16 protein-coding genes are annotated in these 17,896 nt (G+C 68.6%); 4 read left to right on the top strand and 12 right to left on the bottom strand.

Annotation, left to right across the window (positions count from 1 at the left end):
* Window positions 1–131: 131 nt before the first annotated feature.
* Genes C2L58_RS10375 through C2L58_RS10360 form a run of 4 tightly spaced genes read left to right on the top strand, consistent with a single transcriptional unit; the run spans window position 132 to window position 3,026 of the window.
* Window positions 132–404 carry a hypothetical protein gene (locus tag C2L58_RS10375; RefSeq protein WP_233225659.1) on the top strand — a complete coding sequence of 91 codons (273 nt, stop codon included), beginning with the start codon at window positions 132–134 and terminating at the stop codon, window positions 402–404.
* Between the two features lie 8 nt (window positions 405–412).
* The gene (locus tag C2L58_RS10370; protein ID WP_146073566.1) at window positions 413–1,030 is read left to right on the top strand and encodes a DUF3558 domain-containing protein; all 618 of its coding nucleotides are present in this window, start codon (window positions 413–415) and stop codon (window positions 1,028–1,030) included.
* A complete protein-coding gene (locus C2L58_RS50345; protein WP_146073565.1) occupies window positions 1,030–2,361 on the top strand; it encodes a PPE domain-containing protein in 1,332 nt (443 codons plus the stop codon). The genes C2L58_RS10370 and C2L58_RS50345 overlap by 1 nt, the downstream gene beginning before the upstream one ends.
* Entirely contained in the window at window positions 2,361–3,026 is a 666-nt protein-coding gene (locus tag C2L58_RS10360) for an ESX secretion-associated protein EspG (protein ID WP_233225658.1), read from the top strand. Before C2L58_RS50345 ends, C2L58_RS10360 begins: the two co-directional genes overlap by 1 nt.
* Before the next feature lie 49 nt (window positions 3,027–3,075).
* Here the strand turns inward: C2L58_RS10360 and nuoN are convergent, their stop codons facing one another.
* The 12 genes from nuoN to C2L58_RS10300 are packed head-to-tail and all read right to left on the bottom strand — an operon-like array spanning window position 3,076 to window position 17,895.
* The gene (nuoN, locus tag C2L58_RS10355; RefSeq protein WP_103337336.1) at window positions 3,076–4,647 is read right to left on the bottom strand and encodes an NADH-quinone oxidoreductase subunit NuoN; all 1,572 of its coding nucleotides are present in this window, start codon (window positions 4,645–4,647) and stop codon (window positions 3,076–3,078) included.
* Between the two features lie 2 nt (window positions 4,648–4,649).
* Entirely contained in the window at window positions 4,650–6,200 is a 1,551-nt protein-coding gene (locus C2L58_RS10350) for an NADH-quinone oxidoreductase subunit M (RefSeq protein WP_103337335.1), read from the bottom strand.
* Window positions 6,200–8,101: an NADH-quinone oxidoreductase subunit L gene (nuoL, locus tag C2L58_RS10345; RefSeq protein WP_103337334.1), complete on the bottom strand. Its 1,902-nt coding sequence runs from the start codon at window positions 8,099–8,101 to the stop codon at window positions 6,200–6,202. Before nuoL ends, C2L58_RS10350 begins: the two co-directional genes overlap by 1 nt.
* Window positions 8,102–8,112: 11 nt before the next feature.
* A complete protein-coding gene (nuoK, locus tag C2L58_RS10340; RefSeq protein WP_003081840.1) occupies window positions 8,113–8,412 on the bottom strand; it encodes an NADH-quinone oxidoreductase subunit NuoK in 300 nt (99 codons plus the stop codon).
* Window positions 8,409–9,296: an NADH-quinone oxidoreductase subunit J gene (locus C2L58_RS10335; RefSeq protein ID WP_103337333.1), complete on the bottom strand. Its 888-nt coding sequence runs from the start codon at window positions 9,294–9,296 to the stop codon at window positions 8,409–8,411. Before C2L58_RS10335 ends, nuoK begins: the two co-directional genes overlap by 4 nt.
* On the bottom strand, window positions 9,293–9,817 hold the full coding sequence (gene nuoI, locus C2L58_RS10330; protein ID WP_103337332.1) for an NADH-quinone oxidoreductase subunit NuoI: 525 nt from the start codon (window positions 9,815–9,817) through the stop codon (window positions 9,293–9,295). Before nuoI ends, C2L58_RS10335 begins: the two co-directional genes overlap by 4 nt.
* The gene (gene nuoH, locus C2L58_RS10325; protein WP_103337331.1) at window positions 9,804–11,153 is read right to left on the bottom strand and encodes an NADH-quinone oxidoreductase subunit NuoH; all 1,350 of its coding nucleotides are present in this window, start codon (window positions 11,151–11,153) and stop codon (window positions 9,804–9,806) included. The genes nuoI and nuoH overlap by 14 nt, the downstream gene beginning before the upstream one ends.
* Window positions 11,150–13,621, bottom strand: coding sequence for an NADH-quinone oxidoreductase subunit G (locus tag C2L58_RS10320; RefSeq protein ID WP_103337330.1), 2,472 nt, complete (start codon window positions 13,619–13,621; stop codon window positions 11,150–11,152). Before C2L58_RS10320 ends, nuoH begins: the two co-directional genes overlap by 4 nt.
* Complete coding sequence (nuoF, locus tag C2L58_RS10315; protein ID WP_103337329.1) at window positions 13,618–14,916, bottom strand: NADH-quinone oxidoreductase subunit NuoF; 1,299 nt, start codon at window positions 14,914–14,916, stop codon at window positions 13,618–13,620. Before nuoF ends, C2L58_RS10320 begins: the two co-directional genes overlap by 4 nt.
* Complete coding sequence (gene nuoE, locus C2L58_RS10310; RefSeq protein ID WP_103337328.1) at window positions 14,916–15,773, bottom strand: NADH-quinone oxidoreductase subunit NuoE; 858 nt, start codon at window positions 15,771–15,773, stop codon at window positions 14,916–14,918. Before nuoE ends, nuoF begins: the two co-directional genes overlap by 1 nt.
* A complete protein-coding gene (locus C2L58_RS10305) occupies window positions 15,770–17,149 on the bottom strand; it encodes an NADH-quinone oxidoreductase subunit D (protein WP_103337327.1) in 1,380 nt (459 codons plus the stop codon). The genes nuoE and C2L58_RS10305 overlap by 4 nt, the downstream gene beginning before the upstream one ends.
* Complete coding sequence (locus C2L58_RS10300) at window positions 17,146–17,895, bottom strand: NADH-quinone oxidoreductase subunit C (protein WP_103337326.1); 750 nt, start codon at window positions 17,893–17,895, stop codon at window positions 17,146–17,148. The genes C2L58_RS10305 and C2L58_RS10300 overlap by 4 nt, the downstream gene beginning before the upstream one ends.
* Between the last annotated feature and the right edge of the window lies 1 nt (window position 17,896).

Below are 17,896 nucleotides of genomic sequence, written 5' to 3'. Positions count from 1 at the left end.
GACCGGTTTATGAGCCGGGCCGGGATTGGCGGTTGCCTGGGCCGGACGGGGTCCCGGTTGCCGGGGCGTACGGGGGTGGGGGTGACGGGGGTGCGGGGTTTGAGTACGACGAGGAGACCCTGCGGGAGCTGATGCACGAGTGGAACGACCTGGCCAACGAGTTCCGCGACGACCAGCAAAGCGCCCAATTGATGGCTCAGGTGCAGGCGCCGGGGCTCGAGTACGCAAGCGAAGGCAACGCCGAGCAGATCCGAAGCTCCGGCCTGGCTTTGCTGGCCACACTCGACGAGCGGGAACGGTACTGCCGATCGATGGCGAAGAAGTTCGAAGCGGCGTTGGGCAGGTACGCGGCCACCGAGGACGCGAACTACGCGGAGATCAAGCAAACTGGAGGCACGCTTTGATCCGCCGGTTGGTCGTTCTGCTCAGCACCTCGCTGCTGGCGTTAGCGGCCTGCACCGACCGCATGGATGGCACTGCTACACCGTCAACTCCCGGATCCCAGCCGACCACGGCTCCGTCATCGAACGAAGCTGTACCTGGACAGGGAGTGCCAAAGGTCGGCAACCCGCTCGATGTCAGCCACTTCCAGCAATCTCCTTGTGACTCGCTGACCCCGGAGCAGAGTAAGGAACTCCTCGGAACGGAAGTCACCACCAATCCTGCGGTCGATGATCAAGCCGGTCCTACTTGCCGTTGGAACGTCCCCGCCGTTTCCCAAGCCGGCGTTGGGGTGACCTACTTCAAGACCACCCAGCTCGGACTGACCGGTATCTACGGGGCGAAGGACACCATCTACCCGTTTTTTCAGCCACTCGATCCGATCGAGGGCTACCCCACAGTGGCTTTCGGCCAGATCGACGAGAGAAACACCAAGGGGCGCTGCCTGCTGGCGCTCGGCACGAGCGACACCCAACAAGTCGACATCGCTGTTTCTCTGTCCGAAACGAATATCGGGAAGAAGGATCCTTGTGCAGCCGCCCATGACGTGGCGGCAAAGGTGCTGGAAAACCTGCGGAAGGCGAACTGATGGCCACTGAGAGCCCGTTGACAGCAGCTCAAATCTACGAGCAAGTCACCGGCGGGGCCGGTAGCGATTCGCTTGCCAGCGCACAAGACGGTGCTACCCACCTGACCACTCGGATGGTGGAACGGGCCCAGCGGATCAGCGCCCTCAGGGCCAAGACCATGTCCGGCTGGCGTGGAGACGCCGGGGAAGCCGCTGCTGATGCCACTCGGCCTCTTGTGCAAGCCGCCGCTGATGATGCTGTTCATCTGCAGAATGCCCAGGCTGCTGTTGGGGCTCAGATGGATGCCTTTGGTACTGCCAAGAACTCCGTCAAGCCTGTTGCCGCCCAGCCGCCGGTGTTGGGGGTTGATGATGTTCTGCACGCCATCAGTGACAAGGGGTGGGATTCCTACCACACCAAAGTTGCCGGGTGGCAGGCCGACAGCCAGGCCAACATCGATGCCTTCAGTGCCTACCACTCCGCCAGCTCCGCCAATGGCGGGCAAATGCCCGCCCAATACGCCCAGCTCGCCGACACCGGCGCTGCCGTCTCGATGAGCAGGAGCACCTCCACCGAGTGGAAAGCTAAGCCCACTGATACCGGGGAATGGGCTCGGAATCCTGCACAAACGCAGGTTCCCTCCCAGGATCGGCAGACCGTTCGGCCCGGGCAATCCCGAGGCACGGAGGGGGACCGGACGCAGGCGGCAACCCAGCAAGACCAACAGCACCAGCAGCACCAACGGGACCCGCAAACCCAGCAGAACCAGCAGAACCAGGTCCAGCCCGGCACCACGAACCCCGAGAACACCCACGCCAACAACTACGTCCCCAAGCCCGTCCTCCCCGCCGCTCAGGGCGGGTACGAGTTCGGGCCTACCGGGCAGCCCATCAGCAACCTGACCGGCACCGGCACCGGCACCGGCACCGGCACGAACTCTCCCGGCGGGTTCGGGCCAGGGACCGGGCCATACGCCGGCGTTGGCTACCAGCCGGGAACCGGGACCGGCACGGGGACCGGCGTAGGGACCGGATCACGCCCCGGGACACCAGGGCCCACCACAGGACTCGGAAACCGGATGAACCAGCCCGGCCCCGGCAGCAGCACCGGGGCACGACTCCCCGAGGAACGCCTCCCCGGCGCCAACCCCACCCGCAGCTCTGCCGGCCCCCGGGGCGCCAACGGCCTGCCCATGGGCGGCCCCATGCAGAGCCGCGGCGGCAAAGAAGAAGACCGGGAAAAGAAAAAGGCTCCCTACCTGCAAAACCCCGATCCCGACGAAACCTTCGGCGGCTTCATCGAAAAGCCCATGCCACCCGTCATCGGGGAAAACCGGAACAGAAAACCATAATGGCCGTCTTCTCGCTGACCACCCTGCTCACCGCCATGCGCTCCGTCGGGTGCGGTGATCCGCACCCCGTTCTGGCCAAAGGACTGCGCTACGTCCCGCCGTCGGCTGCGAAACGGGTTGACCGGGATGCCTTCGAAGAACTCAGCCCCTACGGGTTCATCCAAGGTGACGGCTTCACGCCCGACTTCGAAGAACGCCTGCACCTCATCGGCCACCCCGCCCAGGAATACTTCGCCTACGCGCGGGACACCACCGAACAAATCGGCGTCCTGGTAGCCGTCAACGGCCGGGACAAGGTGTGCGTTGTCTGCCGGGACGACCAGGTCGAACTCACCGATGTCGGCACCCATCCCGCCGACGCCCTCGTCGCGGCCCTGCCCCGGTACCGGCCCGCGGACATCAAGCCCTTCTCGCTCCCCCAGGAAGACTTCCGGAAACAACCGGAGAGCGACGTCTTCGACGACGCCCCCGTTCGCAGCCGCGAGGCACAAGAACTCGACGCCCTCTTCCAGCAGCCGCACTACGGTGTTGGGCAGCTCCACACCGGAGACAAGACCGTCAGCTACCTCGATCTGGCCTCCGGACGCGTCGGGATCGCCCTCGCCGACGGCTACATCAGCGTTCTGCCCGGCGAACCCAAAACGCTGAGCCAGAAATTGAAATAGGGCCGCCACTCCCCCGGAAAACGGGAAAGTGGCGGCCAAAGAAAGAAACTCAGAAAGCGAACCCGCCCGAACCGGCCCAGCCGAGCGCGAACGCCGGGACCAGGCCCAGCACCAGCGTCACCGCCGTGCCCAGGAAGATCGCCGTTCCGGTGCCGAAGCCCGGGACCGACACCGAGGGGCCGTCCGCCGCCGGCTCGGAGAAGTACATCAGGACGATCACGCGCAGGTAGAAGAACGCCGCCACCGCGCTGAACACCAGGGCGATCACCACCAGCGGGGCCATGCCGTCCGACAGCGCCGCCGAGAACACCACGAACTTCCCCACGAACCCGGACGTGAGCGGAATCCCGGCCAAGGCCAGCAGCAAGAACGTGAACACGCCCGCCAGCAGCGGCGACCGCTTGGCCAGCCCGGCCCACGCCGAGAGGTGCGTTGCTTCGCCCGAGGAATCCCGGACCAGGCTGATCACACCGAACGCCGCCAGCGTCGTGAAGCCGTACGCCAGCAGGTAGAACAGCGTGCTCGACAACCCGTCCTTGGTCATCGCGATCGCACCCACCAGCAGGAAGCCCGCGTGGGCGATCGACGAGTACGCCACCATGCGCTTGACGTCGGTCTGGGTCAGGCCCAGCACCGCACCGATCACCATCGAGATGATCGCCACGCCCCACAGGACTCCGCGCCACTCCCACGACGTCGACGAGAACGCCACCGACAGCACCCGCAGGATCCCGCCGAACGCCGCGACCTTCGTGCACGCCGCCATGAACGCCGTCACCGGCGTCGGCGCTCCCTGGTACACGTCCGGGGTCCACGTGTGGAACGGGCCGACCGAACCCTTGAACAGCAGGCCGACCACCAAGAGCCCCAGCCCGGCGAACAGCAGCGTGTCCGACCGGTCCGAACCCGCCGCCGCGGCCGCGATGTCGCCCAGTTTCACCGAGTTCGCGTAGCCGTACAGCAGCGCCAGGCCGTACAGGAAGAACGCCGAGGAGAACGCGCCCAGCAGGAAGTACTTGACCGCCGCTTCCTGGGACAGCAGGCGGCGGCGACGCGCGAGGCCGCACATCAGGTACAGCGGCAGGGAAAGCACTTCCAGCGCGATGAACATCGTCAGCAGGTCGTTCGCCGCGCAGAACGCCATCATGCCGCCGAGCGCGAACAGCGTCAGCGGGAACACCTCGGTCTGCATGACCGTCGCCGTCTGGGCGCGGTCCTGGACCGTGCCGGGCCGGATGCCGGCCTGGGCGACGAGCGCGCCGCCCGGCTCGACCACCCGGTCCGAGATGAGCAGCACCGCGCCGACCGCCAGCGCCAGCAGCGTGCCCCAGAGGAACAGCGCCGGCCGGTCGATCGAGATCGCGCCGCTGAACGTCGTCACGCCGCCCGCCGGCGAGTCGGAGACCGCGTACTTGATCAGCCAGGCACCCGCGGCGACGATCGCCAGCAAGCTCAGCCCGACCTGCACGCCGAACCGCGAGCGCTTCGAGGCGAACGCCTCGACCAGCACGCTGACGCACGCCGCACCGAAGATGATCAGCACCGGCAGCACGGCGTTGTAGTCCACCGACGGCACCTGCACCGGCGGCTCCGGTGCCTGGGTCAGGAGGATGTCGAGCACTTTTACTTGCCTCCCTGGACCGCGGACAGCGTCTGCTGCACCGTCGGGATGACTGTGTCGAGCACCGGCTTCGGGTAGAAGCCGAGAACGAGGATCAGCACGACCAGCGGCGCGAGGATCGCGATCTCCCGGCCGTTGAGGTCCGTGATGGCCTTCTTCGCGCCCAGTTCCGGCGCAATGGCCGTGCCCGGGCCCCCGCCGACACCCACCAGGGCGTCACCGCGGACCGGGCCCTGGAAGACCCGCTGGTAGAGCCACAGAACGTACGCCGCGGCCAGGACCATGCCCACCGTGGCGAGGATCGTGTACACCGGCTGGTCCACAAAGGACCCGATGAGCACCAGGAACTCCGAAACGAAGGAGTTGGTGCCCGGCAAGGACAACGTCGACAGACCGGCGAGGAGGAACAGGCCCGCGAGCAGCGGGGTCACCTTCGCCATGCCGCCGTAGTCCGAGATGCGAGACGACCCGCCTCGCGAGATCACGAGGCCGATCACCACGATCAGCATGCCGGTCGCGAGGCTGTGGTTCAGCATGTACGTCGCCGAGCCGACCATCGCCTGCTCGTTGAACGCGAAGATGCCGAGCGAGATGAAGCCGAAGTGCGCGATCGAGACGTAGGCGATGAACCGCTTCATGTCCCGCTGCCCCGCGGCGAGGATCGATCCGTAGAGGACGCCGATCACCGAGAGCACCAGCACCAGCGGCGCCAGGGTCCGGCTCGCGTCCGGGAACATCGGCAGGCAGTAGCGCAGGAACCCGAACGTGCCGACCTTGTCCAGCACGCCGACCAGCAGGACGGCGACGCCGATCGGCGCCTCCCCCGCCGCGTCCGGCAGCCAGGTGTGGAACGGCACCAGCGGCGCCTTGATCGCGAAGGCCAGGAAGAACCCGAGGAACAGCCAGATCTGCGTGGACAGCGGCGCGTCGCGCACCACCGTCACCAGCGTGGCCCAGTCGAACGTGCCCTTGCCGAGCTTGTCCGCCGCCAGCGAGTACGCCCCGATCGCCGACGCCAGCATGATCAGGCCGCCGAGGAACGAGTAGAGGAAGAACTTCACCGCCGCGTACTGCCGGTTCGCGCCGCCGTAGCCGCCGATCAGGAAGTACATCGGGATCAGCATGATCTCGAACAGCACGTAGAACAGGAAGACGTCGGTCGCGGCGAACACGCCGATCGTGAGCGCCTCCTGCAGCAGGATCAGCGACAGGAAGCCGCCCGCGCTGCGACCCGGCGGCAGCTTGTCCAGCGTGCCGAGCCCGCCGACGACGATCGGCACCAGCAGGGCGATCACCGCGATCATGATCAGCGAGATGCCGTCGGTGCCGAACGCGATGTGCACGCCGAAGCTGGGGATCCAGTCGAAGCTCGACGTCATCTGCAGCCGCGCGCCCGAGGGCGAGTAGCTGAGCCAGAACGGGATCACCAGCAGGAACTCGAGGATCGAGAACCCGAGCGCGGCCAGCACCGCGGCGCGGTCGTTCCCCTTGAGGAACGCCAGCACCAGCGAGCCGGCGAGCGGCACCAGGATGAGGATGAGCAACCAGGTCATCAGGAGAACCTCACCAGCAGGAGAGCCGCCAGAAGCAGGAACGTGCCGCCCAGCATCGACAGCGCGTAGGACCGGACGAACCCGGTCTGGAGCCGCCGCAGCCGGCCGGACCCGCCGCCGAGACCGGCGGCCAGGCCGTTGACCGCGCCGTCGACGCCGCGGTTGTCGACGAACACCAGCGCCCGCGAGAGCCAGGTGCCCGGGCGGGCGACCAGCGTCTCGTTGAGCGTGTTGCCGTACAGGTCCTTGCGCGCCGCCCGGGTGACGAACGAGACCCGCTGAGGCTGCTCGACCGGGATGTCACGACGGAAGATCAGGGCGGCGATCACCACACCCAGCACGGAGAACACGATCGCGGCGATGGATATCACCCACGCGTCGAACGGCGCGTGGTGCGCTTCCTCCAGTTTGCCGACCGACGGCGTCAGCCAGTCGCTGAAGCGGTGGCCGAGGGCGAAGAACGCGCCGGCGCCGACCGAGCCGACCGCCAGCACCGCCATCGGGATCCACATGACCGCCTTCGACTCGTGCGGGTGGAAGTCCCGGCCGTCGGCGGACTTGATGTCCTTCCAGCGCTCCTTGCCGAAGAACGTCATCATCATCAGGCGGGTCATGTAGAAGGCGGTGAGCCCGGCGCCGAGCAGCGCCGCGCCGCCCATCACCCAGCCGCGCCAGCCGCCCTGGCCGAACGCCGCTTCGATGATCGCGTCCTTGGTGAAGAAGCCCGACAGCGGCGGGATGCCGATCAGGGCCAGGTAACCGAGGCCGAAGGTGATGAAGGTGATCGGCATGTGCTTGCGCAGCCCGCCGAACTTCCGCATGTCGACCTCGTCGTTCATGCCGTGCATGACCGACCCGGCCCCGAGGAACAGCCCGGCCTTGAAGAAGCCGTGCGCGACCAGGTGCATGATGCCCAGCGCGTACGCGATGGGCCCGAGGCCGACGGCGAGCATCATGTAGCCGATCTGGCTGACCGTGGAGTACGCGAGGACCTTCTTGATGTCGTCGTACGCGCAGCCGATGATGCACCCGAGCAGCAGGGTCACCGTGCCGACCAGCGTGACGATCAGGCGGCCGTCCTCGGTGGCGTTGAAGATGTCCTTCGAGCGGGCCACCAGGTAGACACCCGCGGTCACCATCGTCGCCGCGTGGATGAGGGCCGACACCGGGGTCGGGCCCTCCATCGCGTCCGGGAGCCACGCCTGCAGCGGGAACTGGCCGGACTTACCGCAGGCGCCCAGCAGGAGCAGGATCGCCATCGCGGTGATCGCGCCCGGCGAGAACTTGCCGTCGCCGACCGCCTGGAAGACCTGCGCGTAGCCGGTGGAGCCCGCGTACTTGAACATGATGAAGATCGCCAGCGCGAGCCCGACGTCGCCGACGCGGTTCATCAGGAACGCCTTCTTCGCCGCGGTCGCGGCGGACGGGCGGCCCTGGTACCAGCCGATGAGCAGGTAGGACGCGAGACCCACGCCCTCCCAGCCGAGGTACAGCGTCACGAAGCTGTTGCCCAGCACCAGGATCAGCATCGAGGCGACGAAGAGGTCCAGGTACGCGAAGAAGCGGTACCGGCCCTCGTCGTCGGCCATGTAGCCGATCGAGTAGTAGTGGATCAGCATGCCGACGCCGGTGATGAGCAGCACGAACGTCAGCGACAGCGCGTCGATCCGCAGCCCGAAGTCCACCTGCAGCTGGCCGACCGGGATCCACGAGTAGACCTTGGTGTCGGTCGTGGTGCCCGTGTCGGCGGTGAAGAACAGGATCAGCCCGTAGACGAAGGCGAGGGTGACGGTGGCACAGCCGAGCAGATGCCCCCAGGCCTTGGCGCGCTTCCCTGCCAGCAAGAGGATCAGGGCGCCGAGACCGGGGAGGGCCACCAGCAGCCACGATGATGCGGTCACTCGGGGGTCTCCTAGTACTTCAGCAGGTTGGTGTCGTCGACCGAGGCCGAGCGCCGGGTGCGGAAGATGGCCATGATGATCGCCAGGCCGACCACGACCTCGGCGGCCGCGACGACCATGACGAAGAACGCCATGATCTGGCCGTCGAGCCCGCCGTTGATCCGGGCGAAGGTGACCAGCGACAGGTTCACGGCGTTGAGCATCAGCTCGATGCACATGAACACGACGATCGCGTTGCGCCGCACCAGCACACCGACCGCGCCGAGCGCGAACAGCAGCGCCGACAGCAGCAGGTAGTACGTGGGGGTCATGCCTTCTCCCCTTCCGAGACTTCCGGGGCTTTCGAAGCTCCCCCGGCAGCGGGTTCCGTGCCGACCAGCGCGTGCGCGTCCGCGTGCGGGCCCTCGTCGGCGACGAGCTTGCGTTCCTTCGCCAGCTCGATCGCCGAGGTGGACTCGATGATCGCCGACAGCGACTCCGGGGCGATCGAGCCGTCCGGCAGCAGCGCCGGCGTCGCCACGGAGTTGGCGGTGGCGAAGACACCCGGGCCGGGCAGCGGCGACGGCCGGTCGTGCTCACCGCGGAAGCGCAGCAGCACCAGTTCGCGCTGCGAGAGCTTGCCGCCCTTGCCGTGGCGGTCGGTGAAGGCCAGCACCATCGCGCCGATGGCGGCGGTGATGAGCAGCGCCGACGTCAGCTCGAACGGGAACAGGTAGTCGGTGAAGATCAGCCGTCCCAGGCCCTTCGGCCCGCCGCCCGCCGGGGTGGCCGAGTCGAGCGGGATGGCCGGGGTGACGTTCTCCATGGCCCGGTAGATGCCGGTGGCCAGCAGCGCGGCGAGCCCGATGCCGAGCACCGTCGCGGCGAGCCGCTGTCCACGCAGGACTTCCACGACCGAGTCCGAGCTCTCCCGGCCGACCAGCATCAGCACGAACAGGAACAGCATCATGATCGCGCCGGTGTAGACGATGATCTGCGTGAAGCCCAGGAACGGCGCCGACTGGATCATGTACAGCGCGCCCAGGCTCAGCATGGTCAGCACCAGCCACAGCGCCGAGTGGACGGCGTTGCGGGAGAAGATCATGCCGAGCGCGCCGAGCAGCGAGACCGGGCCGAGGACCCAGAACGCGATCGCTTCGCCGGTGGAGACCCCCGCCGACGCGTTCGGCGCCGCGGCCATGAGGGCGGTGATCACTTGGCGCCCTCCCCGCGAGCGAGTTCGGGGCCGTTCACGTAGTAGTCCTGCTCGTTCTCGCCGAGCCGCATCGGGTGCGGCGGCTGCTCCATGCCAGGCAGGAGCGGAGCGAGCAGGTCTTCCTTCGTGTAGATCAGCCGCTGGCGGTCGTCGTCGGCCAGCTCGTAGAAGTTGATCATCGTCAGCGACCGGGTCGGGCACGCCTCGATGCAGAGGCCGCAGCCGATGCAGCGCAGGTAGTTGATCTGGTAGTCCGCGCCGTACCGCTCGCCCGGCGAGAACCGGGCTTCCTCGGTGTTGTCACCGCCCTCGACGAAGATCGCGTCCGCCGGGCACGCCCACGCGCACAGCTCGCAGCCGACGCACTTCTCGAGGCCGTCGGGGTGGCGGTTCAGCTGGTGCCGGCCGTGGTAACGCGGGGCGGCGGGCGCGCCGGCCTCCGGGTACTCCTCGGTGGCGACCTTCTTGAACATCATCCCGAAGGTGACGCCGAAGCCCTTGACGGGATCAAGAAACCCCATCTTGTGCCCCTTCCTGTGCGGTACCGACGGCCGCCGGCTTGCGGCGGGCCGCCTTCGCCTCGGCCTTGGCCAAAGCCTTCTGACGCGGGGTGGTCTGCGGAACCTTGAGGTCCAGCGGCGGAACCGGGAACCCGCCGCCGGTCACCGGGACGCTCTCGCTCTCTTCTTCCCGGCCCGCGGCGCGGACGTAGAAGAACAGCGAAGCGACGATGAAGATCGCGACCGCGGCGATGATGATGGACGCGGTGTTCCAGGTGATGACCTTCGCGAAGGTCACCATGATGATCCACACCAGGTTCAGCGGGACCAGGACCTTCCAGCCGAGGCGCATGAACTGGTCGTAGCGCAGGCGGGGCAGCGTGCCGCGCAGCCAGATGAACCCGAAGAGCAGGACGAACATCTTCGCGAAGAACCACAGCACCGGCCACCAGCCGGTGTTGAGCACGTTGTTCCCGATCAGCGACAGCGGCCACGGGGCCATCCAGCCGCCGAGGAACAACGTCGTCGCGAACGCCGAGACGATCACCATGTTGACGTACTCGGCGAGGAAGAACATCGCGAACTTCATCGAGCTGTACTCGGTGTGGAAGCCGCCGACCAGCTCCGACTCGGCCTCGGGGAGGTCGAACGGAGCCCGGTTGGTCTCGCCGACCATCGAGATCAGGTAGATCACGAAGCTGGGGACCAGGTAGAGGAACCACGCCGGCTGCTGCTTGGCGACGATGTCGGCCAGGTTCAGCGACCCGGCCTGCAGGATCACCGCGACGATCGACAGGCCCATCGCGATCTCGTAGGAGATCACCTGCGCCGCGCTGCGCATGCCGCCGAGCAGCGGGTACGGCGAGCCGGACGACCAGCCGGCGAGCACGATGCCGTAGACGCCGATCGAGGAGCAGGCCAGGATCACCAGCGCGCTGACCGGCAGGTCGAGCAGCTGGAGGACGGTTCGTTCGCCGAAGATCGACACGACCGGCCCGAACGGGATGGCCGACAGCGCGATCAGCGAGGGCACCACGCAGACGACCGGGGCGAGGAAGTACACCTTGCGGTCGGCGGTGTCCGGGATGATCTGTTCCTTGAACGGCAGCTTGATCGCGTCCGCCAGGGACTGCAGGTAACCGCCGGGGCCGACGCGGTTGGGGCCGGGCCGGTTCTGCATCCGGCCGACCGCCTTGCGCTCCCAGACGATCAGGAAGATCGTCAGGATCGGCCCGATCAGCAGGATGACCACGCACTTGAGCAGGATCAGCCACAACGGGTCGTCCGCGAGCAGTGCCGCCCGCGTCGCCGCGTCCGGGACAGTCCCGACGGCAGCTTCGGTCAGCAGCGGGGTCATTGCCCACCTCCAGCGAGGTTCACGACGGCGCCGTGCCCGGCACCGAGCGTCTTGAACACGGCGGAGCCGTCGGAGTTGCCCGGCAGCCACACGACGCCGTCGGGCAGGTCCGCGATCTCCACCGGCAGCGTGATCGCACCGCGTTCGGTGCTCACCCGCACGGTGACGCCCAGGCCTTCCGCGGTCTTCGCGGACAGCCGCGCGACCGGGGTGCGCTGGGTGCCCTTGAGGTGCGGCTCGCCGTCCTGCAGGGACCCGTTGTCGATCAGCTGGCGCCAGGTCGACAGGATCGCCTGGCCGGCACCCGGCGTCGCGGGCGGCGCGACTTCGGCGGCGACGTGGCTCCAGCGCAGCGCCGAGGCCTGGCCCAGCTTCTCGAAGTCACCGCGCGCGGCGGCCGGCGTCTGCGTGAACAGGTCGGCGTCCATCTCGACGGCGAGGGTGTCGAGCACCCGGCAGTCCGGCAGGGCGCCGGTGCCTTCGAGGGTGACGTCGAACGGGCGGGTGCGGCCCTCCCAGTTGAGGTAGCTGCCCGCCTTCTCGTCCGACGCGGCCACCGGGAGCACGACGTCCGCGCGCTCGGTCACCGCGCTGTGCCGCAGTTCGAGGCTGACGACGAACCCGGCGGTGTCCAGCGCGCGCAGCGCGAGGTCCGGGTCCGGCAGGTCGTACGGGTCGACGCCGCCGACGACCAGGCCACCGAGCTCGCCGGCCGAAGCGGCCAGCAGGATGTCGGTGGTGTCGCGGCCCGAGGTGGCCGGGAGCGGGACGCCCCAGGCGTTTTCGACGGCGACGCGGGCGGCGTCGTCACCGACCCGGCGACCGCCGGGCAGCAGCGACGGCACGCAGCCGGCCTCCAGCGCACCACGGTCGCCGGCGCGGCGCGGGATCCACGCGAGCCGGACGCCGGTGCGCTCGACCAGGTCGTGCAGGGCGGCGAACAGGCCGGGGATCGCGGCGGCGCGTTCGCCGACCAGGACGACCGCGCCTTCGCCGCGCAGGCCCTCGTCGAGGTCCGGCGCGTGCTTGGCGATGCCCTCGACGGCCGCGGCTTCCTGGCCGGGGACGCAGGCGAGCAGCTCACCGAACGTCTTGCGCACCGACGACGTCGTCCACTGTCCCAAGTGGACGACCCGGGTCTGGTTCCGGCGGGCCGCCTTGCGCAGCCGCAGGAACACGATCGGGGCCTCGTCCTCGGGCTCGAAGGCGACGCACAGGACCGTGCGGGCCCGCTCGATCTCGCCGAAGGTGACGCCGGACTCCGGTGTCACGCCGACGACGTGCGAGGTGAGGAACGCGAGTTCCTCGGCCGAGTGCGGGCGGGCGCGGAAGTCGACGTCGTTGGTCTGCAGGGCGACGCGGGCGAACTTCGAGTACGCGTAGGCGTCCTCGACGGTCAGCCGGCCACCGGTCAGGACGCCCACACCGCCGTTGGACCGGGCTTCGACGAGCCCGGCGGCCGCGGCGCGCAGCGCGTCGGTCCAGGACGCCTCTTCCAGCTCACCGGTCTCGCGGTTGCGGACCAGCGGACGCCGGATGCGGTCGTCGGCCGTCGTGTAGCGGAAGGCGAAGCGGCCCTTGTCGCAGATCCACTCTTCGTTGACTTCGGGGTCGTCGCCGGCCAGCTTGCGCTGGACCTTGCCGCGCCGGAAGTCGGTGCGCTCGGCGCAGCCGGACGAGCAGTGCTCGCACACGCTGGGCGCGGACACCAGGTCGAACGGGCGGGAGCGGAACCGGTAGGCGGCGCTGGTGAGGGCGCCGACCGGGCAGATCTGGATGACGTTGCCGGAGAAGTAGCTTTGGAACGGCTGGCCGGACGTCGTCCGCGACGCCAGGTCCAGGACGTCCGCCGTCTCCGCGGTGCCGATCTGCTGGTGGGCGCCGCGTTCGAGGAGCTCGATGAACGGGTCGCCGGCGATCTCGCTGGAGAACCGGGTGCAGCGCTGGCAGAGCACGCAGCGTTCGCGGTCCAGCAGCACCTGCGTCGAGATCGGCAGCGGCTTCGGGAACGTCCGCTTGGTGTCGACGAACCGGGACTCCGTGCGGCCGTGGGCCAGCGCCTGGTTCTGCAGCGGGCACTCGCCGCCCTTGTCGCAGATCGGGCAGTCCAGCGGGTGGTTGATGAGCAGGAGCTCCATCACGCCCTGCTGGGCCTTGTCCGCGACCGGCGAGGTCAGCTGCGTCTTGACGACCATGCCGTCGGCGACGGTCATCGTGCAGGACGCCTGCGGCTTCGGCATCGGCCGGCCGCCCATCTCGACCTCGACCAGGCACTGGCGGCAGGCGCCGGCCGGGGAGAGGAGCGGGTGGTCGCAGAACCGCGGGATGACCGTGCCGAGGCGCTCGGCCGTGCGGATCAGCAGCTCGCCCTTGGGGGCGATGACCTCTTCGCCGTCGATGACCAGCTTGACGTGGCCTTCGGGGACCGGCGTCTCGGTGGTTTCGGGCTTGTCAGGCGCGATCGTCATGATGCCTGCGCTCCCACGAGTTCGGGCTTGGTCTGTTCGTGCCGGTTCTTCTCGCACAGCGCGAGGAACTCGTCCCGGAAGTACTTGATGCCGCTGGTGATCGGCGACACCGCGCCGTCGCCGAGGGCGCAGAACGACCGGCCGAGGATGTTGTCGCAGACGTCGAGGAGGGTGTCGATGTCCTCCTCGGTGCCGTGGCCCTCGACCATCCGCTCGAGGATCTGCGCCAGCCAGTACGTGCCTTCGCGGCACGGCGTGCACTTGCCGCAGGACTCGTGCTCGTAGAACTGCGTCCACTTCATCACGGCCCACGGCACCGACACGGTCTCGTTGAAGACCTGGACGGCGGTGGTGCCCAGCATCGACCCGGCTTCCGCCGCGCCTTCGAAGTCCAGGGGAACGTCGAGGTGCTCGGCGGTGAACATCGGGGTGGACGAGCCGCCCGGAGTCCAGAACTTGAGCGGGATGCCGTCCTTCATGCCGCCCGCCATGTCCAGCAGCTCGCGCAGCGTGGTGCCGAGCGGGCACTCGTACTGGCCGGGCTTCTCGACGTGGCCGGAGATCGAGTAGATCTTCGGGCCGGGCGACTTCTCGCGGCCCATCTCGCGGAACCAGCTGGAGCCGCCGTTGACGATGAACGGCGCGCTCGCGATGGTCTCGACGTTGTTGACCGTGGTCGGCGCGGCGTAGAGCCCGGCGGCCGCGGGGAACGGCGGCTTGAGCCGCGGCTGGCCACGACGGCCTTCCAGCGAGTCGAGCAGCGCCGTCTCTTCGCCGCAGATGTACGCACCCGCGCCGGCGTGGACGGTGATCTTGAGGTCGAAGCCGGAGCCGAGGATGTTCTCGCCCAGGTAGCCGGCCGCTTCGGCTTCGCGCACGGCCGCGTTGAGGCGGCGGATGCAGTGCAGCGCCTCACCGCGGACGTAGATGAAGCAGTGGTTGGAGCGCATCGCGTACGAGGCGATGATGCAGCCCTCGATGAGCGAGTGCGGGTCCGCCATCATCAGCGGGATGTCCTTGCACGTGCCCGGCTCGCCCTCGTCGGCGTTGATCACGAGGTAGTGCGGCTTGTCGAAGTTCGGCGGCATGAACGACCACTTGATGCCGGCCGGGAAGCCCGCCCCGCCGCGGCCGCGCAGGCCCGAGTCCTTGACCAGCTGGACGAGCTGCTCCGGCGTCCCGGCCAGGGCCTTGCGGACGGCGGTGTAGCCCTCGAGTGCCTCGTACGTCCCGATCTGCCAGGAGTTCGGGGACAGCCAGCGCTTCGTGAGGACCGGAGTGATGGGGTCAGCCACTACTTCTTCTCCACTTCTGGCAACGGGACGTCCTGAGCCACCGGGGCGACCCAGCCGCGGTCCTGCGCGAGCTTCGCGCCCCGCAGCGTCTCGACGGCCTGCGACGGGCCGTCGACGTCCGTGCGGTAGGTCCGCTCGTCCTCCGGGAAGAACCCGGCGAGCTGCAGCTCGGCGCCCTTGAAGTTCGTCAGCGGGGCACCGCGCGTCGGGGCCGGCTTCTTGCCCGCCTGCAGCGCGTCGACCAGCGCGACGGCCTTCTCCTCGGTCTGGTTGTCGAAGTACTCGTAGTTGACCTGGATGACCGGCGCGAGGTCGCAGGCCGCGAGGCACTCGGCGTGCTCGAGGGTGATCGAGCCGGGCTCGTTCGGCGTGCCGGCGGTCTCGTTGTGCCCCAGCGGCTGCTCCTCGGAACCGAGGTGCGTCTGGAGCTTCTTGTAGATCGCGTCGCCACCCATGGCCGCGCACAGCGTGTTGGTGCAGACGCTCACGAGGTGCTCGCCGCACGGACGCCGCTTGTACATCGTGTAGAACGTCGCGACCGCGCTGACCTCGGCGTCGGACAGGTCGAGCTGCCGCGCGCAGAACGCGATGCCCTCCTGGCTGACGTACCCCTGCACCGACTGCACGAGGTGCAGCAGCGGCAGCAGCGCCGAGCGGGACATCGGGTAGCGCGCGATCAGGTCCTGCGCCTTGGCGTGGATGTCCGCGTCGAAGATGTCTTCCGGCGGCGCCTCGGTGATGATGCCGGCGGCCACCTCGGGGTCCGGCGCGATGGCGACGACGTCGGTGTCCGGGCCGGCCGCGGCGTGCGTGGCCGCGGCGTAGTTGGAGCCCGGCTCGGGAACAGCTGTGGTCATCGGTCCACTCCCCCCATGACGGGGTCGATCGAGGCGATGGCGGCGATCACGTCGGCGACCAGGCCGCCCTCGGCCATGGCGGGCATCGACTGCAGGTTCACGAAGCTCGGTTCGCGCACGTGGACCCGCAGCGGCCGGGTGCCGCCGTCGGACACCAGGTGCACGCCCAGCTCGCCGCGCGGCGACTCGACGGAGGTGTAGACCTGCCCGGCCGGCACCTTGAAACCCTCGGTGACCAGCTTGAAGTGGTGGATCAGGGACTCCATCGACTGGCCCATGATCTTCTTGACGTGCTCGAGCGAGTTGCCCATGCCGTCGCTGCCGATGGACAGCTGCGCCGGCCACGCGACCTTCTTGTCCTCGACCATGACCGGGCCCGGCTCGAGCTTCTCCAGGCACTGCTCGATGATCTTGAGGCTCTCGTGCATCTCGTGCACCCGGATCAGGTAGCGCGACCAGCAGTCGGCGCCGTTGTCGACCGGGACGTCGAAGTCGAACTCGTCGTAGCAGGAGTACGGCTCGGTCTTGCGCAGGTCCCACGGCAGGCCCGCGGACCGCAGCACCGGGCCGGTGACGCCGAGCGCGAGGCACGCGTCGACCGGCAGGTACCCGACGCCCTTGAGCCGGTTGCGCCAGATCGGCTGCCCGGTGAAGAGCTTGTCGTACAGCGGAAGGCGTTCCTTCATGGTCTTGAGGAACGCCTTGACGACCTCGACGTAGTCGGCCGGCATGTCCTGCGCGAGGCCGCCGGGGCGGATGAACGCGTGGTTCATCCGCAGGCCGGTCAGGTGCTCCAGCAGGTGCAGCACCTCTTCGCGCTCGCGGAAGCCGAGCGTCATCGCGGTGGTGGCCCCGAGCTCCATGCCGCCGGTGGCGATGTAGACCAGGTGCGAGCCGATCCGGTTGATCTCCAGCAGCATCACGCGCAGCAGCTGCGCGCGGCGCGGGGCCTCGATCTGCAGCAGCTTCTCGACGCCGAGGCAGTACGCCATCTCCGTCGAAAGCGGGGCCAGGTAGTCCATGCGCGTCACGAACGTGACGCCCTGGGTCCAGGTCCGGTACTCGCAGTTCTTCTCGATGCCGGTGTGCAGGTAGCCGATGACCGACCGCAGCTGCGTGACGGTCTCGCCCTCCATCTCCAGCACGAGCCGGAGCACGCCGTGCGTCGACGGGTGCTGCGGGCCCATGTTGATGACCATGCGCTCGTCGTGCGCGGCGTCGGCGATGACGTCGTCCCAGTCGCCGCCGGAGACCGTGTAGACGCGGCCTTCGGTGGTGTCGCGGGAGTCGGCGTAGTTCGCGTTGTCCGTGCTGTCGCTGCCGGTCTCGGTGGTGCTCGTTCCGGTCGTGACGTCCGACAGGTTTTCGGTGCTCACGAGTACGACCTCCGCTGGTCCGGCGGCGGGATCTCCGCGCCCTTGTATTCGACCGGGATCCCGCCGAGCGGGTAGTCCTTGCGCTGGGGGTGGCCGTCCCAGTCGTCCGGCATCAGGATCCGGGTCAGCGCCGGGTGGCCGTCGAAGACGATCCCGAACATGTCCCAGGCTTCCCGCTCCTGCCAGTCGGCGGTCGGGTAGGTCTCCACCAGCGACGGCACGTGCGCGTCCTCGACGTCGAGGGTGACCTCGAGCCGGATCCGGCGCCGGTAGGTCAGCGACGTGAAGTGGTAGACCGCGTGCAGCCGCTGCGGGACGTCGACGCCGTAGTCCACACCGGACACCGAGGACAGCAGCTCGAACCGGAGGCCGCCGTCGTCGCGCAGGGTCTTCGCGATCGCGGGCAGGTGCTCGCGGGCGACGTAGAAGGTGATCTCGCCGCGGTCGACCGTCGTCTGCAGGATCGCCTCGGCGGGGATCTTGCGGTCGGCCAGCGCGGCGTAGAACTCGTCGGCGAAGGCGTCGAACCAGCCGCCGTACGGGCGCTCGGCCGGCGCCGGGCTGTACGCCGGGAGCCGGACGCCGCCGTAGCCGGAGGTGTCGCCGGTGCCGTGGACGCCGAACATGCCCTGGCGCTCGCGCCCGGTGACGACCGCCTCGGCCGCGCCCGGGCCCTTCGCCGTCAGGCCGGTTTCGGCTCGCTCGGCGCTCGACTGCTCTTCGCCGGGTTGGGGGTTCTCAGTCATC

Origin of the sequence: Amycolatopsis sp. CA-126428, assembly GCF_002904335.1 — a bacterium.
GTDB lineage: Bacteria > Actinomycetota > Actinomycetes > Mycobacteriales > Pseudonocardiaceae > Amycolatopsis.
Note: the sequence above shows the minus strand (reverse complement) of the source record. Positions and strands in the feature narration are given on the sequence as shown.

Coding starts and splice junctions, on each gene's coding strand:
- C2L58_RS10350 (WP_103337335.1), bottom strand. CDS start 6,200: ATGACCTGGTTGCTCATCCTCATCCTGGTGCCGCTCGCCGGCTCGCTG.
- nuoE (WP_103337328.1), bottom strand. CDS start 15,773: ATGACCACAGCTGTTCCCGAGCCGGGCTCCAACTACGCCGCGGCCACG.
- C2L58_RS10300 (WP_103337326.1), bottom strand. CDS start 17,895: ATGACTGAGAACCCCCAACCCGGCGAAGAGCAGTCGAGCGCCGAGCGA.
- nuoK (WP_003081840.1), bottom strand. CDS start 8,412: ATGACCCCCACGTACTACCTGCTGCTGTCGGCGCTGCTGTTCGCGCTC.
- nuoI (WP_103337332.1), bottom strand. CDS start 9,817: ATGGGGTTTCTTGATCCCGTCAAGGGCTTCGGCGTCACCTTCGGGATG.
- nuoH (WP_103337331.1), bottom strand. CDS start 11,153: ATGACCCCGCTGCTGACCGAAGCTGCCGTCGGGACTGTCCCGGACGCG.
- C2L58_RS10360 (WP_233225658.1), top strand. CDS start 2,361: ATGGCCGTCTTCTCGCTGACCACCCTGCTCACCGCCATGCGCTCCGTC.
- C2L58_RS50345 (WP_146073565.1), top strand. CDS start 1,030: ATGGCCACTGAGAGCCCGTTGACAGCAGCTCAAATCTACGAGCAAGTC.
- C2L58_RS10320 (WP_103337330.1), bottom strand. CDS start 13,621: ATGACGATCGCGCCTGACAAGCCCGAAACCACCGAGACGCCGGTCCCC.
- C2L58_RS10375 (WP_233225659.1), top strand. CDS start 132: ATGCACGAGTGGAACGACCTGGCCAACGAGTTCCGCGACGACCAGCAA.